This is a genomic window from Pseudogemmobacter sp. TB195 (assembly GCF_058313095.1).
On record NZ_JBZEGG010000025.1, the window covers coordinates 1 to 18,279 of the forward strand.

Sequence of the window (18,279 nt, forward strand, 5' to 3'; positions counted from 1 at the left end):
TCCGGCCTGACCGCTATCCGTTCCGGCGCCATGGGAGCAGGTCGTCAACCTTTGTGATCTTGTAGTCCGGGATGCGGTCGAGGTCTCCCTCGCCCGCGATGGCCGTCGAGAGCGGGCGCTGCTCCAGCATGCCGTACCCCGGGTGCAGGGCCGTGCGGTAGCGCAGCGCCTCCCTGGTCGCAGGGTCGGCCTGGCCGCCGACGTCATTGGCAAAGCGGAAGAGGCGGTCGGTCGTCGTGACGATATTCTCGATCTCCGAACTCGCTTGGGCTTCAAGCAGCGGGATCGAGTTGATGAGCACGGCCTGATTGGGGATGATCTGGCCGGACACCCGGAGTTCCGCCAATGCCGCGCGCGCCTCGATACAGGCCTTCAGAACTGCCTTGGTTTCGATGTCCTGCTTCGGCGGAAGCGCCGGGAGGTCGTTGAAAGGGCGGTCTGGGCGGAAGGTCATGTCGATCACCTGAGCTTTGGTCGACATGTGAAGTTGATGTGTCGATGCTATCGACAGGTATGGGAATAATGTCGATATATTCCAATATTATCGACACAATGTGGCTTTTGCAAGTCGCGAGATCGCGCCCTCAGTTCACCCGCAGGTTCCTGCGGGCGGTTTCGCGGGCCAGGATCTCAGGTGCGGGATGGGTGGCTATGGGAACAGACAGATTGGCGGAAATGTCGCCCGCCGCGATCAGCGCATGATAGCGGTTGCAGCAAACCCGCAGGAACGAGGTGAAATTGCCGAGGTCATGATCGGCGTCCATCGCCTCGTGCCAGAGCCGGGTGATCAGTTGCGCGACGGTCATCCCGTCGCGCGCACCGATCTCGGTCAGGGTGTCCCAAAAATGGTTCTCGATCCGGATCGAGGTGGCGACCCCGTCGATGCGCAGCGAATGAGTGCGACTTTGCCATTGTTCGGCATCGGCCTTGATGAAGAGTTCGCACATCGCGGGGCCTCCCTTCCCGTTGCTGTCAGAGGATCGCCATGAACTGCTTGAGCCAGGCGGGATGCGCGGGCCAGGCCGGCGCTGTCACCAGATTGCCATCGGTCACGGCCTCTGTCACCGCGATATCGGCGAAAGTGCCACCCGAGGCGGTGACCTCATAGGCGCAGGCCGGATAGGCCGAGCAGGTGCGGCCCTTGAGAACCCCGGCGGCGGCCAGCAGCTGCGCACCGTGGCAGATTGCCGCGACGGGTTTCCCGGCGTCGAAGAAGTGGCGGACCCTGGCCAGCACCTCGGGGTTCAGCCGCAGATATTCCGGCGCCCGGCCACCGGGCACGACCAGCGCATCATAGCTGGCAGCATCCACCGCGTCGAAATTGGCGTTCAGCGCGAAATTATGGCCCGGCTTTTCGGAATAGGTCTGGTCGCCCTCGAAATCATGGATCGCGGTCTTGACTGTTTCGCCCGCCTTCTTGCCGGGGCAGACGGCATCCACGCTGTGGCCGCAGGCCAGCAGTGTCTGGAACGGGACCATGGTTTCGTAGTCTTCAGTGAAATCGCCGGTGATCATCAGAATCTTCGCCATCTCGCATCCTCCCTTGGCTCGCGGTGCAAAAAGGATAGGGCAGGGGGCGGCAGTGCGGGTGTTAACGGAATACTACAGCCGCCCCGCCACAGATGCGGCGGCGCGGGTAGAGTTCCTCGACCTGCGCGCGGTAGTCAGCGCCATGTTCGGGTGCAGCAGGGGAGGGGGCGCATCCGTTTCCGCCAGCACGCGTTCGAGGTCCCTCTTGCGGGTTCCGAGCTTCTTGCTGCGCTCCTTCATCATGTTCACCGACAGGGCATTCTTGAGGCAGAGGTTGAGGATCTTCTCTCGTTTACGATCTATCCTCTTGATCTCAGCGTGGCCGGCGTCGGTCGACGCCCGCCGTCAACATCTCGGGTATTCACTGACTTATGAGTCAGGCTGACCTCTGCGCGGGGAACGAGATTGGCAAGTAACCTGCTATCCGAGGTGGATCATCGCATTGTTCTGGATGGGATTTTCTGGATCGTGCGAAGGGGCGCGCCATGGTGGGATCTTCGGGAGGAATTCTGCAAGTGGTTCTCGGCTTACCACCAGTTTCATCGCTGGACCCTGGCAGGGATTTGGTAGAACGATCTGGTCGCCCTGAATAACGCCGGGGTTGCGCCCGATAGGCTGCAGATGGTCGACAGCACCGTGATCTGCGCCCATCGTCATGCGGCGGGGCGCAAAAGGGGGACTGCTGATAAGAAACTCCTGGCCGATCGAGAGGTGGTTTCACGACCAGGATCCACCGTCCTTCGTCAACGGTGCCCGGCTCCTGATGAGGACCGGGAGCGCGCCTGGGCAGAATTCCGATTACATCGGCTATGATCTGGTGATGGCCGACAACCTGCCGCAGGCAGCAGTTCTGGTCGCCGACAGCTGCTACGTCTCTGATAAAATTCGGGAAGACATCGAGAGCCGCAACCCCCTGACAATGATACCGATGCGCAAGTGCCGCAAGTTTCGCAAGGTCATCGACATTAACATCTAAACGCTATGCAACATGGTCGAGCCCTGCTTCAACAAACTGAAGAACAGCCGCCGGCTGACAACCCGCTACGACAAGATCGCAGACAGTTTCGTCGGCTTCGTCGACGTCGACCGTATCAGCCTCTGGCTCCGCCATTTTCAACATGACCAACACCACTTTGGCACATCCATGCCGCCGGGCGTGTCACGTCATCAATGTCCGTCAGGATTATGAAAGACTTTTGCAAAAACGCCTTTCTCATTGAGATTAATAAATCACCAGTTTTAATATATCATTCGCTCTGATAGGCGTGGCGCATGAACCAATCTCTGCGCCTGGCAGTGGGTCGCAACACGCAGGGTTCATACCAATTTCCGCATTTTTCTGGGAGAAAGAAATGCTTCGGGACCGGGCTGTCACCATTCACGCCGCAAAAGATCTACGCCTTGACGATGCTGAGCTGGGCGAGATTCAGCCATCTGAAGTTCGGGTTCAAATGGCATGGGGTGGGATATGCGGATCTGACCTGCATTTCTACCGCGATGGTGGCGTTGGGGCCTCTATCGTTCGCAATCCAATGGTGCTAGGGCACGAATTGTCGGCTCGGGTTGTCGAAATTGGTGCCGATGTTCACGGAATTTCAGAAGGGGATCCTGTCGCAGTTTATCCGGCGCGCCCCTGTGGCAACTGCGAGGGCTGCAGGTCCGGCCGACGGCAGCTTTGCTCCAATGTTCAGTTTCTCGGTTCTGCGGCCCGCAACCCACATTGTGACGGCGGATTTCGCCATTTTCTGACCCTGCGAGCGGACCAGATTCGGGTGATTTCGGCGGATCTGCCACTAGATATTGCGTCATTGACCGAACCACTTGCCGTTGCCCTCCATGCCATTGCCCGGGTGAGAAATGTGCAGGATAAGGCTGTGCTGGTACAGGGGTCAGGGCCGATCGGGGCGCTTCTGGTCGCGGCGCTTAAAATTAAGGGCGCCGGCAGAATCGTTGCGACTGATCTGAATGAGTTCCCGCTTGGCATGGCAAAAAATCTTGGTGCAACCGAAGTTTGGAATGCCTCAGGAGAATTGCCGGCAGAAGAATTCGATATTGTATTCGAGGCAACCGGAGTTGTGGCCGGAATTGCCTCCGCAATTCAGCATACAAAACGAGGCGGTATTCTGGCGCAGGTAGGTATATTTGCGCCCGGGCCGGTTGCGGCACCGCTTTCGCTTATTGTCAGCCGGGAAATTGATTATCTGGGGTGCTGGCGATTCGATGGCGAGTTCGATCATGCATTGGTAATGCTGACAGAGAATAAGGATCTCTTCGCTCAGCTTATTACCCACCGCTTCGGCATTGAAGAATACCTCGACGCGTTCCACGCGGCAGGCAATCGCAGCAGCGCATCAAAGGTGCTGATCGATCTGTCCTGAAGCAGAAACTCTGCCTCGCGCAACGCGCGGGGCAGAGTATCCTGGTGGAACTAGATTGCCCGAAAACCGCCATCAATCGGGAGCGCAACCCCATGCACCATTGAGGCACGGTCACTCAGCAGATAGGCGATCAGATCAGCGACTTCGTGCGGCTCGGCAAAACGCCCGAGCGGAATCCGTGAGAGCCGCGCAGCACGTTTGACGGGATCGCTCCAGGCCTGAGCGGCCATCGCAGTCAGCGTGACCGTCGGGTTGATGCCATTGACGCGGATATTATGCGGCCCGAGCTCAATCGCCATGACGCGGGTCAGTGCATCGAGGGCAGCCTTCGACGCGCAATAGGCACTTTGCAACGGGATCCCAACCAGCGCCGCCATGCTGGAGACGTTGACGATGGCCCCGGGCCGTCCGCGCGCGATCAGATCAGCGCTGACCTCCTGCACCACGATCATCGGGGCGATGGCATTGACCTGCATCAGTTGCGAAAAGGTCCCGGTCTTCAGATCCGCAAGAGAATCCAGCGCCGTCGTGCCGGCGCAGTTCGCGACCAGATCAATCGGCAGGGCCGATCTGACCGCCGCGCGCAGTGCGGTTTCGTCGGACATGTCGACCGCAAGCACCTCACAGCCAATTTCCCCGGCAAGCGAATCCAGATCGGCCGCGGTCCGGCTCATGGCGATCACAGTTGCACCGCCTTCGGCCATCAGTCTTGCGGTCTCGCGCCCGATCCCTTTGCCGGCGCCTGTCACCAGCACCCTCTTTCCCGCGAATTCCATCCGCCCCCTCCATTTTCCCAGGGCATCCCTGCGATGCACAACAGGTGTTTGCCATCGTCTAACAGCAATGGTATCTTACAAAAAAGGACAAAATATTACAAGAGGTCGCGTGTATGATGCGAAGCCAGGAGCGGCATGCGGTTATTCTCACAATGGTGGCCGGGAGCGAGTTCGTCTCCATCGATGAGATGGCCGAGGCCTGCCAGACATCGACGCAGACCATTCGGAGAGACCTTAACAGACTGAGTGAGTTAGGAAAAATATCCAGGTACCATGGGGGAGCAACCAGGCCCGAGAGTGTTGCAGAGACGGCTCCCAGCCATGCAATCCGAAGCGCAAGCCATGTCAGCGAAAAGGCGGCGGCTGCGAGTCTGATCACAGATGTCATCCCTGATGGCGCCTCGCTCTTCCTTGCAGGCGGATCGACGATGGAATTTGTGGCACGGGCGCTGCTGACAAGAAGCAGCCTCACTGTGGTGACGAACAGCCTTCACGCCGCGATGACGTTTTACGAGAAAGAGGGCTTCCGCGTTCATCTCGTTGGCGGCTGGTTGCGCACAGCCAGCGGATCCCTGATCGGGGCGGATACAGCGAGCTATATATCACAGTTTTCACTGGATTACGCTGTAATTGGCACCCGTGGCATCACGATGGATGGCTGGCTGCTCGAATATGATGATGATCTCGTGGCGCCGGTCGAGGCGATGATGGCCAATGCCCGCAGCACGGTTCTGGTCGCGGACAGCTCGAAATTCGGCATGCCCGGAATTGTGCGTGCGGCTCATCTGCGCGACGTAGATTACTTCCTGACCGATGGCGCTGTTGACGGTGAAGTCGCCGCGAATCTTGGTCAGTTCGGGGTGCAGTTGCGGATCCCGACGCGCAGTTCACAAATTTAATGACCAAAAGCGATCAAAACTTGACACCATATGATCAGACTCGCTAGCTAAGAGCCGTCAACCTAAGCGTGACCATCAGCAGATTCGGCCCAGGGGAGGCCGGGCGATGGTCGTGTCAGAGGCTGAATGCGACATCACGGTGTCAGGGAGGGCACATGAAAAGCTTTATTACCACAGTGGCGGCGGCGCTGATTGCGACCGCGCCGGCGATGGCGAATGATTTCGACTGGCGGGCGCATGATGGCGAGACCATCAATATCCTGCTGAACAACACCGCCTGGACCCAGGCCCTGCAGCCGCATCTCGGGAAATTCACCGAAAAGACCGGCATCACACTGCGCACCGAGGTCTTCAGCGAAGAGCAATATCGCGCGCGCCTGAACACCATGTTGCAGGCGAAATCCAGTGATATCGATGTCTTCATGACGCTGCCCTCGCGTGAGGGTGCGCTTTACACCGCGAATGGCTGGTACGCCGATCTGACCGCGATGATCAGCGATGACAGCAAGACCAGCCCGGACTATGACTATGAGGGCATCAGCGCAGGTCTGCGTGCGGGATCGGCTTTTGATGGCAAGATCACCAGCGTGCCGATCAATGTCGAAGGTCCGTTGTTCTACTGGCGCCGCGACATTTTCGAAAAGTGCGGCATCGACAAGCCGGAATATATCGAGGATCTGCCGGAAATCGCGGCGAAGATCAAAGCCTGTGACAGCGACATCTATCCCTGGGCGGCGCGCGGGATGCGCGGCACCGTCGGCTATTCGCTGGGTGGCTTCATCTATAACCTCGGGGGCGACTTCCAGGATGCCGATGGTAAGGCGACACTCTGCCTGCCCGGCACCATCAAAGGGCTGCAGCTCTATGGCGAGCTGCTGCGTGACTTCGGACCGCCAGGCGCCACCAACCACACCTATATCCAGGTGATTGATCTGCTGGCCCAGGGCCGTGTCGCGATGGCCAATGAATCCTCGGGCGATATGATCAATGTTCTGAAACGCCCGGAGCGGATCGAGGATATTGGGATCACCGTGCTGCCGAAAAGCCGCGAAACGGGCATTTCGAAGCCGATTGCGATCAACTGGGGCGTATCCATCTCGGAATTCTCCGGCCGCAAGGATCTGAGCTGGTACTTCCTGCAATGGGTCACCAGCCCCGAGATGCAGACCATCCTCGCCAACGAAGGCATCGCACCGCCGCGTGCCGCAGTCTTTGAGGATGAAAGCTTTGCCGCCTGGATCGGCGAGAACCGGCCGCGTGGCGAATGGGCAAAGGCCGTGATCGAGATCGCCGAGACCGGCTCGTCGCAGTACCAGACCCCCTCACTGACCCGCACCCCCGAGGCGCGCGATATCCTCAGCATGGTGGTTCAGGAAATCATGCTCGATCAGAATGACGCCGAAACTGCGGCTTGCGCCGTCACCGAACAGCTGCAGGCACTTCAGGAGTAATCCTGGCTCTGCCCGAGCAACGGGCCCGGCCGGGCTGGCCGGGCCACCTTCCTCTCCATATTCGCCCAGAACGGACCATACTCGTGTCTGACAATCCTCTTCAGGGCCAGAAAGCCCTGTCATTGCGCTGGATGATGATACCGGCAGTCATCCTGACGATCGGGATGGTGCTGTTCCCGCTTGGCTACGCCATTCACCTCAGCCTGGGCGGCGGATCCGCACAGGGCATCAGCCTCGGCAATTACCAGCGCCTGGCTTCCGATCCGGTCTTCTACAGCGCCCTGCGCATCACCTTCGTGCTGTTTGGCGCCGCACTGTGCCTGCAGCTGGTGCTCGGAACCTGCCTCGCCCTGCTGTTGCATCGTTTCGATGTGGTGCGCGGGCTGGTCCGCACCGCCATTCTCTCGCCCTTCATGGTTCCGCCTGTGGTGGTCGGCATGGTGGCGATTGTTGTGCTTGATCCCGGCCTCGGCGCCGCAAACTGGGTGCTGCAGAGCCTTGGCCTGCCGCCCTTCCTCTGGCTCGCCTCGCCGCAATGGTCGTTGCTGGTGGTTGCCCTGATCGATACCTGGCAATGGACACCCTTTGTTGCCCTGATCGTACTGGGAGGCCTGCAGTCACTGCCCTCTCGCGTCTATGAAGCCGCCGAGATCGACGGGGCCACCGGCCTGCGCAGGCTCTGGCATATCACTCTGCCCCTGTTGGGGCCGACCCTGCTGACCGCTGCCGTGCTGCGCAGTGTCGATCTGCTGCGGTTCTTCGACGTGATCTATATCACCACCCAGGGCGGCCCTGGAAACTCGACAACCACCCTGAATATCTACGCCTATAAACTCGGCTTCGACTTCATGGATATCGGCTATGCGGCGGCTCTGATGATCTCGCTTGCGGTACTGGTCCTCGGAACGGTTCTGTTCTTCGCAAGCCTTCGCAAAAAGGTCTCCTGGTAATGGCGCAGATCACACGCAACCTGCTGATCCGTTTCGCTTTCGCGCTAGGATCGCTGATTTTTCTCTTCCCGATCCTGTGGATGGCCCTGTCGAGCTTCAAGTCACCGCTTGAGGTCACGGCCTATCCGCCAAAGCTGTTCTTCGAGCCGACGCTGCAAAATTACAGCGAGCTTTTCGGACGCACGAATTTCCTTGAAAACACCTGGAATTCCTTTGTTGTGGCCGGTGGCTCTACCCTGCTGGGGCTTTTGCTTGCGATCCCTGCTGCTTTCGCCATTTCCTGGCACCGGATGATCTGGCCCGCAACCATCAGCCTTTTCGCGCGCATGGCACCCGGCACGCTGTTTCTGCTGCCTTGGTTCCTGATGTTCTCAAATGTCGGGCTGGCCGGAAGCTTTACCGCCCTGATCCTTGCCCATGCCGTGATCACCATGCCGCTGGCGCTGTGGATCCTGCTGCCCTATTTCGACGGGATGCCCCGCGAAGTGGTGGAAAGCGGCCAGATCGACGGCTGTGGCCAGATCGGCATCCTGATCCGGCTGGTGATCCCGATGATCTATCCCGGCATCGTCGTTGCGACAATCATGAGCTTCGTCTTCTCATGGAACTACTTCCTGTTTGCCCTGGCGCTTTCGGGCTTTGAGACCAAGACGGCAATTGTCGCATCCTTCAATTTCATTGGTGAAGGCACCACGAACTGGGGCGCCCTGATGGCCGCTGCGACGGTAATCGCGCTTCCGCCGCTGGTCCTGACCTTCATCGTTCAACGCTGGCTTGTCGCGGGTCTGTCTTTCGGAGCCGTCAAAGGCTGACCCTCAGAACCTGATCCGCCACATCCACGATCTGCCAGAAAGAGGGCAAATCCATGAATTCCGTCTCCGTCCGCAATGTTGCGAAATCCTACGGTGCGATCCCTATCATCCGTGACCTGTCGTTTGAGATCAACGAAGGCGAGTTCATGGTCTTTGTCGGGCCCTCGGGCTGCGGAAAATCCACGCTTTTGCGGATGATTGCAGGGCTTGAATCCTTCCAGTCGGGGCAGATCGACATCGCCGGGCGTGTGGTCAACGACGTGCCGGCACGCGACCGCAATATTGCGATGGTGTTTCAGGACTATGCGCTCTACCCGCATATGACCATCGAGCAGAATATGTCCTTCGGGCTGCGCATGCGCGGCACCGAGAAAAGCGAGATCGCGCGCCGTGTCGCCGCGGCGGCTGAGACTTTGCAGATTGCCCATTTGCTCAAGCGCAAGCCCCGCGCCCTCTCGGGCGGCCAGCGCCAACGTGTTGCCATGGGCCGCGCCATCGTGCGCGAGCCCGCGGTCTTCCTGTTTGATGAGCCGCTGTCCAATCTTGATGCGAAGCTGCGGGTAGAGGTGCGCACCGAAATCAAGCGGCTGCATCAGCGCTTGAAGGCCACCATGATCTATGTGACCCATGATCAGGTCGAGGCAATGACCATGGCGGACCGCATCGTCGTTCTGCGCGGCGGTGAGGTCGAACAGATTGGCACGCCGCAACAGCTCTACCACGAGCCGCAAACCCGCTTCGTTGCAAGCTTCATCGGCTCGCCGGCGATGAACTTCCTGCCGGCGCAGATCGAGGGCGACCGCGCCATTCTCGCGACCGGCAATAGCGTGCCGCTGCGCCTTGCTGGCCAGGGCATCACCGGCGCCGGCGAATGCGGCATTCGCCCTGAACATATTTCGCTCGGCGGCGAGGACGGCATTCCGGCCACTGTCGATGTCGTGGAACCCCTGGGCTCCGATACGCTTCTGACCGTCTCGGTTGCCGGCAAGCCCATCGTGGCACGGATGCCGGGCGACTTTATCCCCGCACCTGGCGATCAGCTGAAGCTTGCCTTCACCCCGGGCCAAGCCCTGGGCTTTGACGACAGCGGCAAGCGGATCTGAACCCGATTAACCCCTGAATTTTAGCCCGGTCAGAGACCGGCGGAGGGATATGATGAAAGCAGCGGTGTTTGATGGCAGCGCGCAACTCCGGCTGACGGAGCTGCCGATCCAGGAGCCCAAAGCGGATGAGGTGCTGATCCGGATCGATTCCGCGACGATCTGCGGAACCGACCAGCATATTCTGGAAGGCAAATTCTGGGCGAAGCCTCCGGTTGTTCTGGGCCATGAATTCGCGGGATATGTCGAACGGGTCGGGGCCTCGGTCACCAATTGCAAGCCAGGCGATCTCGTATCGGTGGAGCCGCATGTCTATTGCGGGTGCTGCAAACCCTGCCGCCAGGGCAAGCCGCATCTTTGCCTCGACCGGCTGGCCTGGGGGATCAACCTTAATGGTGGCTTCGAACAATATGCCACCGTGCGTATGGATACCGTCTATCAGGTCCCTGCGGGCATCAGCGCAGAAGAAGCGGCACTTGGCGAGATTACCGGCTGCTGCATGCACGGCATCGACCGGGTTCAGATCGAGATGGGTGATCTGGTTGTCATCCTCGGCGGTGGGGCGGCGGGGCTGATCCTCGCCCGTCTGGCCGAGCTGCGGGGCGCAAGCCGCATCATCATCTCTGAACCCAATGCCAGCCGCCGCGACCAGATCCGCGCCTTTGGCTATCCCGATGTCATCGATCCCCTGAACGAGGATCTGGCCGCGATTATCAATGCGCGCACTGACGGCCTGGGTGCTGATGTGGTGATCGAGGCAGCGGGACGCCCTGAGACAGCGGCCCAGGCGATCGACCTGGTCTGCCACGGCGGCCGCGTTCTGTTCTTCGGCGTCGCTGCGCCCGGCAAGACCGCGCCGATTGAGCCGAACCGCATTTTCGCGCGCGAGATCACCATTGTCGGCTCAATCCGCAATCCTTTTACCCATCACCGGGTGATGCAGGTGCTGGCGCAGCTGCGGCTGAAGGACATCGTCACCCATCGCTTCCCGCTTGAGCGTATCGAAGAGGCCTTTGACGCGGCCCATCGTGGCGAGGGGCTTAAGATCTGCATCAAGCCAAATGGTTGAAACCATGAAGATTTTCGACTGTCTCTGTTTCGGAAGCTCGGCTTTCGACATTCTGATGTCGGTGGAACGCCCGCCCCGCAGCGATGAACGCATTCCAGCCGAGGCAGTCACCCTTGCGGGGGGCGGCCCGGCCTCGACTGCCGCAACCGCCATGGCCCGGCTGGGCCTGCGGGTGGGGGTGGTGGCCGCCGTTGGCCAGGATGCCTTCGGGCAGCTGATGATTGATGAGTTTACACGCTATGGCATTGACGTTTCGGGCGTTCAGCGGGTGCCGGGCAGCTCTACCATAAGCTCGGTTCTGATCGAGCGTTCCTCTGGCAAGCGCAGCATGACGGTTTATGGCGGCTGCACACAGCGCCTTGAGACCGACAGCATCGATTATGACCGGATCGCCCAGGCCCGGATCGTGCATCTTGATGGCAATAACCCGGTTCTGGCCCTAAAAGTCGCAAGGGCGGCGCAGGCGCATACGGTCCCTGTCTCGCTCGACGGCGGCAATATGGCTCTGGCGGATATCGAAAAGATTCTGCCCTTTGTCGATATCTATACGCCTGACGAGCAATCGGTCCGGAAGCAACTGGGCGATGAGATCACGATGGAAGAGGCCTGCCGCCGCTATCATGCGATGGGGCCAGGCTTTGTCTGCATCACCCGCGCCGAACATGGCAGCATTGCCTTTGACGGGCTGCGCTTCTGGTCCGAGCCCGCCTATCGCGGCGTCGCCATCATCGACACCACCGGCGCCGGTGACAATTTTCATGGCGCCTATATCGCGGCATGGCTTGAAGGGCTCGCAACCGATGCGGCGCTTCGCTTTGCCGGCACTTATGCCGCTTTGTGCTGCCGGGGGATCGGCGGCCGCGCAACGGCGCCGGACCGCGCCGAAACGCTTCTTCACCTCGCTCGCTTCCCAGGTGGCAGCGGTGCCGAAAACGGGACTTCCGCATGACAGGCTGGACAGATTTTAAACGGGACGCGATCCTGATCAACGGCGCATGGATCGACGGTCTGCCCGGCGGCACATTGACAGTTGAAAACCCGGCCGACGGCGCGGTTCTGGGAACGGTGCCGCGCGCCGGTGCAGCCGAGACCCGGCGCGCGATCGAGGCCGCATCGGCAGCCTTTCCCGCCTGGCGCGCCACTACGGCAGACCATCGCGCCCGGTTGCTGCGTCGTCTTCATGATGAGGTTATCGCCCATCAGGATGCGCTGGCAGAACTGCTGACGCTGGAACAGGGCAAGCCGCTGGCCGAGGCAAAGGGCGAAATCGCCATCGGCGCGGCCTATATCCTGTGGTTTGCCGAGGAAGCGCGCCGGGTTTACGGCGATGTCATTCCCTCGCCCTGGCCCGGCCGTCGCATCCTTGTCACACGCGAGCCGGTCGGCGTGGTCGCGGCGATTACGCCGTGGAATTTCCCCTCCTCGATGTTGGCGCGCAAGATCGGGCCGGCGCTGGCCGCAGGTTGCACGGTGGTGGTCAAACCGGCATCGCAAACCCCTTATTCGGCGCTGGCCTGGGGTGTTCTGACGGAACGGGCGGGCTTTCCGCCCGGCGTCCTGAACATCGTGACCGGCAGCGCAGGCGAGATCGGCGGCGAGCTGACCTCCAACCCGCTGGTGCGCAAGATCTCGTTCACCGGCTCGACCGAAGTCGGCAAGGTGCTGATGCGGCAATCGGCTGAGACGGTCAAAAAAGTCTCGATGGAGCTGGGCGGCAATGCCCCATTCATCGTCTTTGACGATGCCAATATCGATGCGGCGGTTGAAGGTGCGATTGCTGCGAAATTCCGCAATGCCGGTCAGACCTGCGTCTGCACCAACCGCTTCTATGTTCAGTCCGGCGTTTACGATCAGTTTGTTGCAAAGCTGGCGGCGGCAACCGAAAAGCTGGCGGTCGGCAGCGGGCTCAGCGCAGGCGTCACCCAAGGGCCGCTGATCGATACCAAAGCCGTCGAACGGGTCGAGGCAATGATCGCCGATGCCTGTGCAAAAGGCGGAACCGTGGTCACCGGCGGCGCGCGCCATCCCCTCGGGCATTCGTTCTTCCAGCCCACCGTGATCCGCGAGGCACATGCCGACATGCGCTTTGCGCGTGAAGAGATCTTTGGCCCGATCGCGCCGGTCTTCCGCTTCGAGACCGAGGCAGAGGTGATTGCCCTCGCCAATGGTACCGAGTTCGGCCTTGCGTGCTATTTCTACACCCGTGATCTGGGACGCGGCTTCCGCGTCAGCGCGGCGCTGGAATACGGCATTGTCGGAGTCAATGAGGGGATCGTGACCAGCGAGGTCGCGCCCTTCGGCGGCGTCAAGGAATCCGGGATCGGCTCGGAAGGGTCAAAATACGGCATCCTCGACTATCTGAGCATCAAATATACCTGCATCGGCGGACTGACCCATGAAGCACCATAAGATCGCGCTGATCCCCGGCGACGGCATCGGCACCGAAGTCACTGATGCCGCTGTCGAGGTGCTGGAGAAAGCCATGCGCGGCAGTGCGGACCAACTGGCCTTCACCCGCTATGACTGGTCCTGTGAAACCTGGCTCGCGACCGGCCGCATGATGCCCGAAGACGGGATCGAGCAGCTGCGGGGCCATGATTCCATCTTTCTGGGGGCGGTTGGCTGGCCGCAAAAAGTGCCAGATTCCGTGTCTTTGCACGGGCTTTTGCTGCCGATCCGCAAGGCCTTTGACCTTTATGTCAATGCCCGCCCGCATCGTTTGCTGCCTGGCGTGGAGGGGCCGTTGCGCAAGAGCGATTTCGATATCCTCTGCATCCGGGAGAATACCGAGGGCGAATACAGTGGCGCAGGTGGCCGTGTCCATGTAGGGACACCCGCCGAAGTGGCCGTTGAAACTTCGGTCTTCACAAGGCGCGGAGTCGAGCGGATCCTGCGCTACGGCTTTGACATGGCGCGCAGCCGCTCGGGCCGGCTGGCTTCGGTCACCAAGTCGAATGCCCAGAAGTTCTCGATGGTCTTCTGGGATGAGGTGACCGAGGAGGTTGCCGCCGATTATCCCGATGTGACGGTAACGCGCTACCATATCGACGCGATTGCCGCGCGCTTCGTCATGCAGCCGGAAACGCTGGATGTTGTCGTCGCCTCGAACCTGTTCGGCGATATCCTCACCGATCTTGGCGCCGCGATCCAGGGGGGGTTGGGCTTTGCCGCTTCGGCAAATATCAACCCCGCCGGTGGCGTGCCGTCGATGTTCGAGCCGGTGCATGGCTCTGCCCCCGATATAGCAGGCAGGGGGATCGCCAATCCGCTGGCGGCAATCTGGTCGGCGGCGCTTATGCTCGACCACCTTGGCAATGCTGCCGAGGCACAATCCATTCTTGACGCCATGGCGCGGGTCACCGCCAGCGGCACGCTGCGCCCGTCCGATATGGGCGGAACCGCCAGCACCACTGAAATTACGGCAGCCGTTCTCGCCGAGATTTCCTGACCAAAGCACCGCAGACGCCTTTGTCTGCGGCCAATGGAGTATCCAATGACTAATCCTGCTATTGCTGACCTCGCCCGGCCCTCGGGAGCCTTTGCCATGCTTGCCATCGACCAGCGCGAGTCGATGCGGGCGATGTTTGCCGAAAAGCTGCCCGGGCCGATCACCGATCAGCAAATCTCCGATTTCAAGATCGCCGCCCTGCGGGCCCTGACCGCCGAGGCCTCGGCAGTGCTGATCGATAAGCCCTTCGCATGGGACCGTGCCGTTGCCGAGGCTGCAGTCGCGCCCGGATGTGCGCTGATCGCGGCTGCGGATCAGTTCACCGCAATCGGCGATGAACTTGTTGGCGAATCCGTCATCGATGAGACGATCGACGCCAGGATCATGCGTGATCAGGGGGCAGCAGCGCTGAAGCTTTTGATTATCTACCGGCCTGACGAATCTGCCGAAGCCCGGATCCGGATGACCGACCGCTTTATCGAGAAATGCCGCGCTGCCGGTGTCGTCAGCCTGATCGAGCCGGTTTCGCGCAAGCGCCGTGACGGCCAGCCCTGCGACCTGGAAGAAGGTGTCTATCTTGCGGCCCGCGAACTGGGCGCGCGCGGCGCGGACATCTATAAGGCCGAGGTGCCGCTGCATGGCAATGGCACTGAGGCAGAGATCCGCAGCCGTTGCGAGAAGCTGACCTCGATGATCGCATCGCCCTGGGTTGTTCTGTCGTCCGGCGTTGACCCCGATCATTTCCCAAAGGCCGTGGAATGGGCCTGCAAAGGCGGGGCAAGCGGCTTTCTCGCCGGGCGCGCAGTCTGGCGCGGCGTGATCGGCCAGCCCGATATGGAAGCGGCTCTGCGCAGCGACGCGCTTGAGCGGATGAAACGCCTCTCGGGTCTGGTCGACAGTCTCGCGGCAGGCTGAGCCTAACACGGCACTTATGCGGCAGCCGCAGCCAGATATGTGGCTGCCGCGTTCTGCGGCAATCGGGGAGTCTTCTGTGGTTTCAACCCACTGGGCGCCAGAGCCTTCCTGAGCCCGCGCGCAAAGGCGGGGCGCAGCGGTCGCGCCCTGGCTCTATTCTGACCCGGTAAGCTGGAGGAACTATTATCACATGCACTATCACCCCGTTCCTTAAGCCGACTGCGGCAGGCGAGGCAGGCGTTTTCTAACTGGAAGCGCGAGACCAGATCTCGCCTGCGGCCCTGCTGGTGCACCGCATCCCTTCCTCCTCGCTTGTTTTTCGCGATCCGCTGCCATTTTTTGCCGACCGGGGTCATCTGGTCGCGCCGGACATGCCGGGGATTGGGTTCACCCGGTGGCAATATGTCTATGGGGGGCAGCGACAAAGCCCGCGTCGCGCCTTATCAAAGCGCCATGACAATTTCAGAAGCCGCCAGCCGCCACTTCTGGCGATCTGTGGGAAGAACGATTCACTTTTCTGCCCGCCGGGGCGCTCGCCTTATGCCGGGATAATTCCAATGCTTCGGTGCAACTTCTCGACAGCGACCATTTCATGTCGGTGTCCCGTGCGCTCCCTTGTCGGCCTTGACGATCGAATAGGGGCGGTCCAAGTCGCCCAGATTCGTAACGTCGCCTTGCACCGCCGTAAGTTGCGTGCCCACCGCCTCACAGGCGGCGTTGAGTTCGGTCTGGCGGCGCCCCATGATGAAGACATGTGCGCCGCCGGTGATGACGCCACCTTACCATTCAGCCTTGGAGCCATGGTCTGTATCTTTCTGTCGAAAACGAATAGGGCTCTCCTGGATGGCTTGAGACAGGCGGCGACGCGCCGACCGACCAAAAGACCAGCCATCCCTTAGCAAAACTGAAGCTCAGCTCGTTGGTGTGAGGCGTCACAACGTGTATCGAGCCGCCGGAACGCTTCGTGACAGGTTCGGCATCAGCTTCTGGCGCGCGGCTTCATAGTTAGCGAGATCGGAAGCGTCAGGCAGCGATGGTATGGTCGCGAACTCGCCCTGGTCGAAGCCCGCAAGCGCGGCGTCGACCATCGCTTCCGCAGTCATGACGATCTCAGACGGCAGATGTTCGACCGGAGTGCCCGATAGTTCCCAGAAATCCGTCGCGGTCGCACCTGGCAGAACCGCCTGGACCCTGACACCTTTGTCTTCGAGCTCATGCCGAAGTGACTGACTGAAGGCCAGCACGAAAGCCTTGGACGCGCCATAGACGCCGTTCAGCAATTCTGGCGCGATTGCGACGATGGAGGCGATGTTTATAATTGTGCCGCCGCCTCGGGCGACCAGGCCTGGTACTGCTGCATAGGTCAGCCGCGTGAGTGCATTGACGTTCAAGGCGATCATCTTCTCCATCGTGTCGATGTCGGAGCTCAGAAGCGGGCCGGTCGCACCCATCCCTGCATTGTTGACGAGCGCCGTGATACTGGCATCTGTCCGCAAAAGCTCTTCGACGCGCGAGATGTCGGCCTTATTTCGAAGGTCCGCAGTGACGATTTCAACGGACCGGCCGGTATTGTCTGCGATATTCCTGGCGAGAGCGTCGAGGCGACCGCGATTGCGCGCCACCAGGATCAAATTATAGCCGCGACGGCTCAGGCGGTCGGCATAGATCGCGCCGATTCCGCTTGAGGCACCGGTAACGACCGCCGTGCCCTTGTCACTTGTTGTCATGGTAATCTCCTTACTATCCGCGGCGACTGATCGCGAGCTTCACATGATGACGGTATAGCCTCTTTCATTTATGTCTCAAATGTCATATAACCACCTGTTTCAGACAGTGAGCACATCCCTCATGCACACAATCGGCTTCGTCGTCTTCCCTGGCTTTCAGGTCATGAGCTTTGCGGTCATCACCGCATTCGAAATCGCAAATCATGCTCTGGGCACATCTGCCTACAGAATCTCGTTGCGCTCCGAGAATGGCGGCCTGGTAAAATCCTCCGCCGGGTTCGGCGTCGAGACCGTAGCCTTTGGCAAATTCCCATTCGATACCGTCATCATCGGGGCGGGGACTGAGATCGAACCGGTCACGCCCGCGCTCACCGAATTCCTGCTGCGATCCATGAAGACGGTCAGAAGGATGGCCGCACCCTGCACGGGCGCTTTTGTACTGGCAGAAGCGGGTATACTCGACGGCCGGCGGGCGACGACCCATTGGCATTTCGCGAAGGAGTTGCAGACGCGGTTCCCGGCCGTGAAGGTCGAGGAGGACCGGATTTATATCACCGACGGTCCGGTCTGGACGTCGGCCGGCATGACCGCTGGCATCGATCTCGCTCTCGCCATGATAGAAAATGACCATGGTGTCGAAGCGGCGCGATCAGTAGCGCGCAAACTGGTGGTCTACCATCGCCGTGCAGGCGGCCAGTCGCAATTCTCGACACTTCTGGAGCTTGAGCCGAAATCGGATCGAATCCAGCGCGCTCTTGATCATGCCAGACGAAATCTGAAGGACACTCTCTCGGTCGAGGAGCTGGCGCAGGCGGCCAGCCTCAGCCCGCGTCAATTCAGCAGGGCATTTCGCGCAGAAACGACACAGACGCCCGCAAAGGCAGTCGAGCACCTTCGCGTCGAAGCGGCCAGACTGATGATAGAAGATGGTCGGCATTCCCTTGACGCAATCGCCTCTGAAACCGGCTTCGCCGATCGCGAACGTATGCGACGGGCCTTTCTTCGGGTTCTTGGCCAGCCTCCGCAGTTTATACGTCGGCATGCGCGGGCAACGGCATGAATGGGCACATCAATGGAGATGTCTTATCATCCTCTCATTGCCGGCCCCTCCAGCGCCTCTGTTACCCTCAGTATCCCCAATGCGATTTCCATAATCTCCACCGCCCGAACGTCCAGCGTCCCCTACCCCGGAAAGGCATGCGGAGATCTTCTGGCACAGTGCAG

At 60.4% G+C, this 18,279-nt stretch carries 17 protein-coding genes and 1 pseudogene; 13 read left to right on the top strand and 5 right to left on the bottom strand.

Annotated features, from left to right (window positions below):
- Window positions 1–13 precede the first annotated feature (13 nt).
- From AC4FS3_RS21580 to AC4FS3_RS21590, 3 genes are all read right to left on the bottom strand, one after another.
- Window positions 14–481, bottom strand: coding sequence for a Fic/DOC family N-terminal domain-containing protein (locus tag AC4FS3_RS21580; protein WP_491022247.1), 468 nt, complete (start codon window positions 479–481; stop codon window positions 14–16).
- 103 nt (window positions 482–584) lie between these two features.
- Window positions 585–947, bottom strand: coding sequence for a ribbon-helix-helix domain-containing protein (locus tag AC4FS3_RS21585; protein ID WP_491022248.1), 363 nt, complete (start codon window positions 945–947; stop codon window positions 585–587).
- Window positions 948–972: 25 nt separating this feature from the next.
- Window positions 973–1,530, bottom strand: a complete 558-nt coding sequence (locus AC4FS3_RS21590) for a DJ-1/PfpI family protein (RefSeq protein ID WP_491022249.1) — start codon at window positions 1,528–1,530, stop codon at window positions 973–975.
- Between the two features lie 432 nt (window positions 1,531–1,962).
- Between AC4FS3_RS21590 and AC4FS3_RS21595 the strand changes: the two are divergent.
- Window positions 1,963–2,641 (top strand): annotated as a pseudogene (locus AC4FS3_RS21595) (IS5 family transposase); the annotation flags it as partial.
- A 241-nt stretch (window positions 2,642–2,882) separates the two neighbouring features.
- Complete coding sequence (locus AC4FS3_RS21600) at window positions 2,883–3,908, top strand: L-idonate 5-dehydrogenase (RefSeq protein ID WP_491022250.1); 1,026 nt, start codon at window positions 2,883–2,885, stop codon at window positions 3,906–3,908.
- A gap of 50 nt (window positions 3,909–3,958) precedes the next feature.
- Here AC4FS3_RS21600 and AC4FS3_RS21605 read toward each other — a convergent pair whose 3' ends face one another.
- Window positions 3,959–4,684: an SDR family oxidoreductase gene (locus tag AC4FS3_RS21605; RefSeq protein ID WP_491022251.1), complete on the bottom strand. Its 726-nt coding sequence runs from the start codon at window positions 4,682–4,684 to the stop codon at window positions 3,959–3,961.
- Between the two features lie 113 nt (window positions 4,685–4,797).
- On the opposite strand from AC4FS3_RS21605, the gene AC4FS3_RS21610 reads away from it, so the two are divergent.
- From AC4FS3_RS21610 to AC4FS3_RS21655, 10 genes are all read left to right on the top strand, one after another.
- The gene (locus tag AC4FS3_RS21610) at window positions 4,798–5,583 is read left to right on the top strand and encodes a DeoR/GlpR family DNA-binding transcription regulator (RefSeq protein ID WP_491022252.1); all 786 of its coding nucleotides are present in this window, start codon (window positions 4,798–4,800) and stop codon (window positions 5,581–5,583) included.
- Between the two features lie 155 nt (window positions 5,584–5,738).
- The gene (locus AC4FS3_RS21615; protein ID WP_491022253.1) at window positions 5,739–7,034 is read left to right on the top strand and encodes an ABC transporter substrate-binding protein; all 1,296 of its coding nucleotides are present in this window, start codon (window positions 5,739–5,741) and stop codon (window positions 7,032–7,034) included.
- A gap of 83 nt (window positions 7,035–7,117) precedes the next feature.
- Window positions 7,118–7,984, top strand: a complete 867-nt coding sequence (locus AC4FS3_RS21620; RefSeq protein WP_491022254.1) for a carbohydrate ABC transporter permease — start codon at window positions 7,118–7,120, stop codon at window positions 7,982–7,984.
- Complete coding sequence (locus AC4FS3_RS21625; protein ID WP_491022255.1) at window positions 7,984–8,796, top strand: carbohydrate ABC transporter permease; 813 nt, start codon at window positions 7,984–7,986, stop codon at window positions 8,794–8,796. The genes AC4FS3_RS21620 and AC4FS3_RS21625 overlap by 1 nt, the downstream gene beginning before the upstream one ends.
- Before the next feature lie 53 nt (window positions 8,797–8,849).
- The gene (locus AC4FS3_RS21630; protein ID WP_491022256.1) at window positions 8,850–9,899 is read left to right on the top strand and encodes an ABC transporter ATP-binding protein; all 1,050 of its coding nucleotides are present in this window, start codon (window positions 8,850–8,852) and stop codon (window positions 9,897–9,899) included.
- 52 nt (window positions 9,900–9,951) lie between these two features.
- On the top strand, window positions 9,952–10,965 hold the full coding sequence (locus AC4FS3_RS21635) for a zinc-dependent alcohol dehydrogenase family protein (protein ID WP_491022257.1): 1,014 nt from the start codon (window positions 9,952–9,954) through the stop codon (window positions 10,963–10,965).
- Between the two features lie 4 nt (window positions 10,966–10,969).
- Window positions 10,970–11,914, top strand: a complete 945-nt coding sequence (locus AC4FS3_RS21640; RefSeq protein WP_491022258.1) for a carbohydrate kinase family protein — start codon at window positions 10,970–10,972, stop codon at window positions 11,912–11,914.
- Window positions 11,911–13,374, top strand: coding sequence for an NAD-dependent succinate-semialdehyde dehydrogenase (locus AC4FS3_RS21645; protein WP_491022259.1), 1,464 nt, complete (start codon window positions 11,911–11,913; stop codon window positions 13,372–13,374). The genes AC4FS3_RS21640 and AC4FS3_RS21645 overlap by 4 nt, the downstream gene beginning before the upstream one ends.
- The gene (locus AC4FS3_RS21650; RefSeq protein ID WP_491022260.1) at window positions 13,361–14,413 is read left to right on the top strand and encodes a tartrate dehydrogenase; all 1,053 of its coding nucleotides are present in this window, start codon (window positions 13,361–13,363) and stop codon (window positions 14,411–14,413) included. Before AC4FS3_RS21645 ends, AC4FS3_RS21650 begins: the two co-directional genes overlap by 14 nt.
- A 45-nt stretch (window positions 14,414–14,458) precedes the next feature.
- Window positions 14,459–15,328, top strand: a complete 870-nt coding sequence (locus tag AC4FS3_RS21655) for an aldolase (RefSeq protein WP_491022261.1) — start codon at window positions 14,459–14,461, stop codon at window positions 15,326–15,328.
- A 932-nt stretch (window positions 15,329–16,260) separates the two neighbouring features.
- Here the strand turns inward: AC4FS3_RS21655 and AC4FS3_RS21660 are convergent.
- The gene (locus AC4FS3_RS21660; RefSeq protein WP_491022262.1) at window positions 16,261–17,055 is read right to left on the bottom strand and encodes an SDR family NAD(P)-dependent oxidoreductase; all 795 of its coding nucleotides are present in this window, start codon (window positions 17,053–17,055) and stop codon (window positions 16,261–16,263) included.
- A 121-nt stretch (window positions 17,056–17,176) separates the two neighbouring features.
- On the opposite strand from AC4FS3_RS21660, the gene AC4FS3_RS21665 reads away from it, so the two are divergent.
- The gene (locus AC4FS3_RS21665; RefSeq protein WP_491022263.1) at window positions 17,177–18,115 is read left to right on the top strand and encodes a GlxA family transcriptional regulator; all 939 of its coding nucleotides are present in this window, start codon (window positions 17,177–17,179) and stop codon (window positions 18,113–18,115) included.
- Window positions 18,116–18,279: the final 164 nt, after the last annotated feature.